This window comes from Trueperaceae bacterium, from assembly GCA_031581195.1.
Taxonomy (GTDB): domain Bacteria; phylum Deinococcota; class Deinococci; order Deinococcales; family Trueperaceae; genus SLSQ01.
The window spans coordinates 19386-27258 of record JAVLCF010000016.1 but is presented as its reverse complement, the minus strand read 5'-3'; the positions used below and the strand labels follow the sequence as shown (position 1 = coordinate 27258).

Annotated in this window: 5 protein-coding genes; 3 read left to right on the top strand and 2 right to left on the bottom strand. The window is 75.2% G+C overall.

Annotated features, from left to right (window positions below; all coding sequences use genetic code 11):
* Nucleotides 1–1963: glycine--tRNA ligase subunit beta (glyS, locus tag RI554_02745; protein MDR9390928.1), on the bottom strand; the 1963-nt coding region annotated here is incomplete at its 3' end.
* Entirely contained in the window at nt 1963–2829 is an 867-nt protein-coding gene (locus RI554_02740; protein ID MDR9390927.1) for a glycine--tRNA ligase subunit alpha, read from the bottom strand. The genes RI554_02740 and glyS, both read right to left, overlap by 1 nt.
* Nucleotides 2830–3000: 171 nt before the next feature.
* Here RI554_02740 and RI554_02735 point away from each other — a divergent pair, with 171 nt between their 5' ends.
* The 3 genes from RI554_02735 to RI554_02725 all read left to right on the top strand — a co-directional run bounded on the left by RI554_02735 (nt 3001) and on the right by RI554_02725 (nt 7767).
* The gene (locus RI554_02735) at nt 3001–5211 is read left to right on the top strand and encodes an ATP-dependent Clp protease ATP-binding subunit (GenBank protein MDR9390926.1); all 2211 of its coding nucleotides are present in this window, start codon (nt 3001–3003) and stop codon (nt 5209–5211) included.
* A 70-nt stretch (nt 5212–5281) separates the two neighbouring features.
* Nucleotides 5282–6643 (top strand): DNA repair protein RadA, encoded by a 1362-nt coding sequence (gene radA / locus RI554_02730; protein MDR9390925.1) that lies wholly within the window; start codon nt 5282–5284, stop codon nt 6641–6643.
* Entirely contained in the window at nt 6640–7767 is a 1128-nt protein-coding gene (locus tag RI554_02725) for a TRAM domain-containing protein (protein MDR9390924.1), read from the top strand. Before radA ends, RI554_02725 begins: the two co-directional genes overlap by 4 nt.
* The last annotated feature ends 106 nt before the right edge of the window (nt 7768–7873 follow it).

Genomic DNA, 7873 nt, shown 5'->3' with positions numbered 1-7873 from the left:
CCGCCCCCGCGCCCGGCGCGGGCGGCTGGGTGGGCCCCGCCCCCAACGACCAGGGCGGCAGCTGCTCGCCGACCTCCGCCCGGAGCGCCGCGACGGCGTCGCGGGCCGGGCCCAAGGCGGCGTGGAGGGCCTCGGCCTCGGGCGTCTCGAACCGCTCGGGGTCGACCGCGACGCCCTCCGGCGCGCCGTCGGCCAGGTTCGCGGCCCGCTTGTACGTCGCGCGCAGCGCCGCGAACGTCGCGCTGCCCTCCAGCGCCACCAGCAGGTGCGCGCGGCGGGCCGCCTCGATCACCGACGGGCCGTCCGCCGTCGCGGCCCGCACCGCGAGCACGTCGACCCCCTCCGCCGCCAACAGCTGCGCCACGCGCTCCCACGTGAACGCCGTGACGGCGTCCACGACCCCGTCGTCGACCTCCACGGGCCCCCCGTCGTAGGCGCCCGCCACCGCCGCGACCAGGTCGCGCAGCGGCACGTCCCACGCCCGGTGGGCGGCGATGCGCGCCAACGCACCCGCCGCCCGCCGCAACGCGAACGGGTCCGCGGACCCGCTCGGGCGCTTCCCGAGCGCGAAGAACCCCAACAGCGTGTCGGCCCGGTCGGCCGCCGCCAACAGCGCCCCCGCCTCCCCCTCGGGCAGCGTCCCCCCCGCCGTCGTGGGCCGAACGCCGTCCAGCAACGCCTGCGCGACCGGCTCGGGCAGCCCCTCCTCGAGGGCGTACGCGCGCCCCATCTCGCCCGCCAACTCCGGCAGTTCGCCAACCATCTCCGTCGCGGCGTCCGCCCGCAACAGCGGCCGCGCCGCCTCCACCGTCCGGCGCACGTCGTCCGGCACGCCGAGGCGGTCGGCGAGACGCTCGACCCCCACCCCGACCCGAGCGACCTTGTCCGCGATCGTCCCCAGGTCCCGCTGGAAGGCGATCCCCGACAGGCCCCAGGCGTGGTGCGCGAGGGTGCTGCCGCGGTCGGCGTCCCAGAAGAAGCGCGCGTCGTACAGCCGACCGTCGAGGACCGCCTCGTAGCCGCGCCGCACCACCGCCGGGTCGCGGGGGTCGGTGTTGGACACCCCGACGAACGCGTCCGCCAGCGCGCCGTCCGGCCGCGCCAGCGGCACGAACCGCTGGTGGTGGATCATCACCGTCGACAACACCACGTCGGGCAACGCCAGGTACCGCGCGTCGAACCGCCCGAGGATCGCGACCGGCCACTCGACCAGGTCCACCACCTCGTCCAGCAGCGCGTCGGTCCACGCCGGCGTGAGGCCCTCGGCCTCCGCCGCCGCCGCCACCGCCTCGCGCGTCGCGGTCCGCCGCGCGTCGGGATCGACCATCACCCACGCGTCGCGCAGGGCCGCGACGTACCCCTCGGGCGCGTCGAGCGCCACCGCCCCGGGCGCGTGCACGCGGTGCCCGTACGTCCCCCCCTCCGCGCGCCGACCCGCGACCTCCACGGGCACCACCGCGTCGTCGAGGCGGGCCGTCAACCACGCCACCGGCCGCACGAACGGCGTCTCGACCTCCCCCCACCGCATCTTGCGCGGCGCCGGCAGGTCGCGCACCAGGCCCGCCAACAGCTCCGGCAGCAGCTCGGCCGCCGGCACGCCCCCGGTCGCGACCTCCGCGAACACGTACGCCCCCTTGTCGGTCTCCTCCACCACCAACGCCTCGGGCGCCACCCCCTGGCCCCGCGCGAAGCCGACCGCCGCGGCGCTCGGGGCGCCGTCCTCCCCGAACGCCACCGACGCCGCCGGCCCCCGCCGGCGCTCCACGCGCCGCTCGCTGGCGTCCGCCAGGTCGCGCACGAGGATCGCCAAGCGGCGCGGCGTCGCGTACGCCTCCACCCCCCCGAAGGGCAGGCGGGCGGCCTCGAGCCGCTCCGCGGCGAGCGCCGCGAGCGCTTCGCGACCCTGCGTCACGTACCAGGAGGGCAGCTCCTCGGTCCCGATCTCGAACAGCAACGTCGCCATCAGGCGGCCTCCCCGTCGCCCGCGCCGTCGGGCTCGGCGAGGTACGCCGACGCGGTCGCCTCCGCGAGGCGGCGGATGCGCTGCACGTACGCCTGGCGTTCGGTCTGCGACAGCGCCCCCCGCGCATCGAGCAGGTTGAAGGCGTGCGACGCCTTCAGCACGAAGTCGTACCCCGGATGCACCAGGTCGTCGGCCAGCAGGCGCCGCGCTTCGGCCTCGTAGCGCTCGAACAGGTCGCGCTGCAACGCCGGGTCGCTCGCCTCGAAGTTGTAGCGGCTGTGCTGCACCTCCGCGTCGCGCCGCAGGTCCCCGAGCCGCACGCCGGGCGCCGTCTCGATGTCGAAGGCGTGATCGACGCCCTGCAGGTACATCGCGATGCGCTCCAGGCCGTACGTCAACTCCACCGACACCGGCGCGCACGCCTGCCCCCCGACCGCCTGGAAGTACGTGAACTGCGTGATCTCCATCCCGTCCATCCAGACCTCCCACCCGAGCCCCCACGCTCCGAGGGTCGGCGACTCCCAGTTGTCCTCCACGAAGCGCACGTCGTGCGCGTCGGCGCGGATCCCCAGCGCCTCGAGGCTGTCGAGGTAGGTCCGCTGTACGTCGGCGGGGCTGGGCTTGAGGACCACCTGGTACTGCGCGAAGTACTGAAAGCGGTACGGGTTGTCGCCGTAGCGCCCGTCGGTCGGGCGGCGGGACGGGGCGATGCCCGCCACCCGCCACGGGGTCGGGCCGAGCGCCCGCAGGAACGTCGTCGGGTAGAACGTGCCCGCCCCGACCTCGCCGTCGTGCGGAGGCGCGAGCACGCAGCCCTGGTCCGACCAGAAACGGTCGAGGGTGAGCAGGATGTCTTGGAACAGCATGGGGTCTCCTCGCGGGTCGGCGCGACCTCGTCACGCGAAAAGGTAGGCGAGGCCCTATCGGGCGCGGCGCACGAGTGCGTAGGATAGCACCATGACGACGTCCCTCGCGACGCCGCCCCACCCCGCGCCCCGTCCCGCGCCGCCCGCGTGCGGCGTTTCTGGAGGCCAGGCATGAACCGCTACGACGACCGCGCCCGCCTCGTGTTCGCCTTCGCGCGCGAAGAGGGCGCCAAGATGGGCCACGCGATGATCGGTCCCGAGCACCTCCTGCTCGGCTTGCTGCGCGAGGGGGGCACCGCCGCCACCGTGCTCGGCGAGTTCGGTGCGACGCTCGAAGGGATCCGCGCGCAGGTCGAGGAGATGGTCGGGCGCGGCGACGGGCTGCCCCGCAACGAGGCCGCCGCCATCACGCCCCGCGCGCGCCGCGTCATGGAGCTCGCCGGCAGCGAGGCGCGCAGCCTCGGCAGCAACGTCATCGCCACCGAACACATCCTGCTCGGCATCGTCCGCGAGGGCGACGGGGTCGCCTTCCGCATCCTGCAGACCCTGACGCGCGACGTCGACACGATCCGCTGGCGGGTCCTCGCCGCCGCCGACCCGAAGAAGCAGGGCGAACGCGAACCGGACACGCCGGCGCTCGACGAGTACGCCCGCGACCTGACCGCCGAAGCCCGCGAGACGCGCCTCGACCCCGTCATCGGGCGCACCGAGGAGATCCGTCGCGTCATCCAGATCCTCTCGCGCCGCACGAAGAACAACCCCGTCCTCATCGGCGAACCGGGGGTCGGCAAGACCGCGATCGTCGAGGGCCTCGCGCAGGCGGTCGTCGACGGGTCCGTGCCGCCCAACCTGGAGTCGATGCGGGTGTTGTCGATCGACCTCAGCAACGTCGTGGCGGGCACGAAGTACCGCGGCGAGTTCGAGGAGCGCCTGCGCACGATCATCGAGGAACTCAAGACCGCGAAGGTCGTCGCCTTCATCGACGAGCTGCACACCCTCGTCGGGGCCGGCGGCGCGGAGGGCACCCTCGACGCGGCGAACATCCTCAAGCCGCCCCTCTCGCGCGGCGAGGTGCAGGTCATCGGCGCGACGACGACCGGCGAGTACCACCGCTACATCGAGAAGGACGCCGCCCTCGAGCGGCGCTTCCAACCGGTGATCGTGCTCGAGCCCACCCCCGAGGAGTCGCTGGAGATCCTGCACGGGTTGCGCGAGAAGTACGAAGCCCACCACGGCGTCGTGCTGCCCCCCGCCATCCTCGAGGCGTCGGTCCGCTACGGCGAACGCAGCCTCCCGGGGCGCAACTTCCCCGACAAGGCGATCGACCTGATCGACGAGGCCGCCTCCCGCGCCCGCCTCAACGTCAGCCTCGGCTTCCCCGTCCCCACCGAGGAGGACGGCACCCCCATCGTCGGGCGCGAGGACCTCGAGGCGGTCGTCGAGGCGTGGGGCGGCATCTACGAGGGGGACGACGACGGCAGCAAGCTCGCCGGCATCGACGACCGACTGCGGCGCAGCGTCGTCGGGCAGGACGACGCGATCGACGCGCTCGCCGCCGCCCTGCGCCGCGCCCGCGTCGGGCTCGGCGGGCGGGCGCGGGTCTCCGCCTCGTTCCTGTTCGTCGGGCCGTCGGGGGTCGGTAAGACCTTCCTCGCCAAGCAGTTGGCGGTCCACCTCTTCGGCAGCGAACGGGCGCTGGTGCGGCTCGACATGAGCGAGTACCAGGAGGGCCACGCCATCAGCAAACTGATCGGGGCGCCCCCCGGGTACGTCGGGCACGAACAGGGCGGACGCCTCACCGAAGCGGTCCGCCGGCAACCGTTCAGCGTCGTGCTCCTCGACGAGATCGAGAAGGCGCACCCCGACGTCTACAACGCATTCCTGCAGGTCCTCGACGACGGGCGCCTCACCGACGGGCAGGGCCGCATGGTGGACTTCCGGCGCGTCATCCTGATCATGACCAGCAACACCGGCTTCAACCGCGGGCCGGCGGTCGGCTTCCAGGACGAAGGGGTCCGCGACGTCGAGGCGCCGCTCGGCGCGATCTTCTCGCCGGAGTTCCTCGACCGCCTCGACGAGGTCATCGCCTTCAAGACGTTCGACCGGTCCGGCATCCTGCACATCACCGGGCGGATGCTCGACGAGATCCGCGCGGAGCTCGAGTCCCGCGACGTCGAGGTCAGTTTCGCGCCGGAGGTCGCCGGGTGGCTCGTCGAACGCATGCCGGCCGGCGAAAGCGCCCGCCCGCTGCGGGCGGTCCTCCGCGAGCACGTCGAGGACCCCCTCTCGCTCGAGCTGCTCGCCGGGGGGAGCGACGAACCGATCGTCGTCACGGTCGAGGACGACGAACTGCGCTTCTCGCGCCCGGTTCCCGTCGTCTGAAGGGGGCGTGCGGGCGGCGGCCGCCCCGGCCGCCGCGCTACACTGCCGCCGTGCACCCTCCGGAGGCCGCATGGCGAAAGCGTTGAGCGAGTACGTCTGCGACGCCTGCGGCGCGAAGTCCCCCGCGCCGATGGGGCGCTGCCCGACGTGCGGCGCGTGGGACACCATGCGCGAGGTCGCCCCCGCGCGCGGCGGCCCGCCCGGCGCCCCGACCGGCGGGGCGTCCCGCGCCGCGCCCGCCGCCCGCGTCACCCGCCTCGACGCGGTCGAGGACCTCGCGCACGCCCGCATTCCGTCCGGCGACGCGGAGGTCGACCGGGTCCTCGGCGGCGGTTGGGTGCGCGGCGCCGCGCTGTTGCTGGCGGGCGACCCGGGGGTCGGCAAGTCCACGCTCCTGCTGCAGCTCGCCCGCCACGCCGCCGACGCCGGCCGCAGCGTGACGTACGTCGCCGGCGAGGAGTCGCTCGAGCAGGTCAAGCTCCGCGCCGCCCGCGTCGGGGTGGCGGGCGCCCTCCGGGTGACGCGCGAGACCGACGCCCACGCGATCGCCGCGCACGTCGCGGCGGAGGCGCCGGCCATGGTCGTCGTCGACAGCATCCAGACGCTGCGCGTCGGGGACGACGGGGTGCCGGGCAGCCCCACGCAGGTGCGCGACGGGACCGCCGTCGTCGCCGCCGCCGCGAAGGCGGCGGGCAGCACCGTGCTGTTCATCGGGCACGTCACGAAGCAGGGCACGATCGCCGGCCCGAAGGTCGTCGAACACATGGTGGACGCCACCTTCGCGCTGGAGTCCGCCGCCGGCTTCCGGGTGCTGCGCGCCCACAAGAACCGCTTCGGTCCGGTCGGCGAGGTCGGCGTGTTCGACATGCGCGAGGACGGCATGCGGGCGGTCGCGAACCCGTCCGCGGCGTTCCTCGCCGAACGCCCCGAGGGCGTCCCCGGCTCCGTCGTCGTCGCCGCCCTCGAGGGGCAACGCGCGCTGCTGCTCGAGGTGCAGGCGCTCGCCAGCAAGAGCCCCTACGCGACCCCCAAACGCGTCGTCCAGGGCCTCGACGCCCGCCGCGTCGACGTCGTCCTCGCCGTCCTCGAGCGCCGCGCCGACCTGCCCCTCGACGGGCTCGACGTGTTCGTGAACGTCGCGGGCGGCTTGCGCCTCACCGACCCCGGCGCGGACCTCGCGGTCGCGATGGCGGTCTGGTCGGCGGTCACGAACCGCGCCCTCCCGAGCGACGCGGCGGTCGTCGGCGAGATCGGTCTCGCCGGCGAAATCCGCAGCGTCGCGCACCTCGAACGCCGCCGCGCGGAGGCGAACCGGGCGGGCTTCGCGACGCTGCTCGGGCCGCGCCACGAGGCGCTCGACGGCGGCGGTCACGCCCGCCTCGGGGAGGCGCTCGCCGCCGTCGCCGGCCCCGCGCGGGCGGGGGCCGCGTGAGCGGTTCCCCCGGCCCGCCGTCGGCGACCGCGGTGCTGCTGCGCGGCGCGGCGTCGGTCGCGCTCGCCGGCGTCGGCCTCGTCCTCGCCGAACGCTGGTTGGCGAGCGGCGTGCTGGTCGGGCCCGCCAACCGCATCTACCTGGCGCTCCTCGGCTTCCTCGTCGGCTGGTTGGCGAGCGCCTGGCCGGCGCGCGGCGCCGCGCGCGCCATTCGCGACGTCGCCCGCCGGATCGCCGCCTGGCCCCCCGACGCGGTCCTCGCCGGCACCGCCGGCGCGACCCTCGCGCTGTTGTTGACCGTCCTCCTCGACGACGTCCTCGAACGCATACCGGGCATGAACTGGGGGGTCTCGCTGGCGCTCGCGACCGGCTTGAGCGCCTCGTTCGTCGCCTTCTTCGTCGCCAACCGGCGGCTGCTGCCGCTCCCGCGCGCCGCCGCCGCCCCCTCCTCGGACGACGCCGGCCCGATCCGCGTGCTGGACACCAGCGCGATCATCGACGGGCGCATCGCCGACGTCGCCGACGCGAACTTCCTGCACGGCGAAGCGTGGGTGCCGGCGTTCGTGGTGCGGGAGCTGCAGGGCATCGCCGACGACGCCGACGCGACGCGGCGGCGGCGCGGTCGCCGCGGCCTCGCGATGCTGGAGCGGCTCGGGGAGGTGCGCGGCCTCGCGCTGGAGGTCCTCGACGACGCCGCCACCGCCGACCTGCCCGACGGACCGGTCGACGACCGCCTGGTCGCCCTCGCCAAGCGCGCCGGCGCGGACCTGGTGACGACCGACGCGAACCTGCACCAGGTGGCGCACCTCCAGGGCGTCCGGGTGTTGAACCCGAACCGGCTCGCCGACGCGATGAAGGCCGCCCACCTGCCGGGCGAGACGCTGGACGTCGAGATCGTGCGGCCCGGCAAGGAGGCGGGCCAGGGCCTCGCCTACCTCGACGACGGCACGATGATCGTCGTCGAGGACGCCGCCTCGCGGATCGGGGACCGCCTCCGGGTGGCGGTCACGTCGACGCTGCAGACGCAGGTGGGCCGCATGGTGTTCGCCAAGCCGGCGCGCGAAGGATCCCTCGACGCGGCGCCCGCCGACGCCCCCACCGACGCCGCCGCGGGCGGGGCGTGACGGGCGGGGCGTGACGGGCGGGGCGCCGCCGGCAGCGACGCCCCGCCTTGACCCCACCCCCGTCCGCGCGTATCGTCGGCGGGCACGGCGCGGACGCCGCGCCGCA

Excerpts from the sequence above, each read along its gene's own strand:
- RI554_02740 (MDR9390927.1), bottom strand. The coding sequence starts at position 2,829 with ATGCTGTTCCAAGACATCCTGCTCACCCTCGACCGTTTCTGGTCGGAC.
- RI554_02735 (MDR9390926.1), top strand. The coding sequence starts at position 3,001 with ATGAACCGCTACGACGACCGCGCCCGCCTCGTGTTCGCCTTCGCGCGC.
- radA (MDR9390925.1), top strand. The coding sequence starts at position 5,282 with ATGGCGAAAGCGTTGAGCGAGTACGTCTGCGACGCCTGCGGCGCGAAG.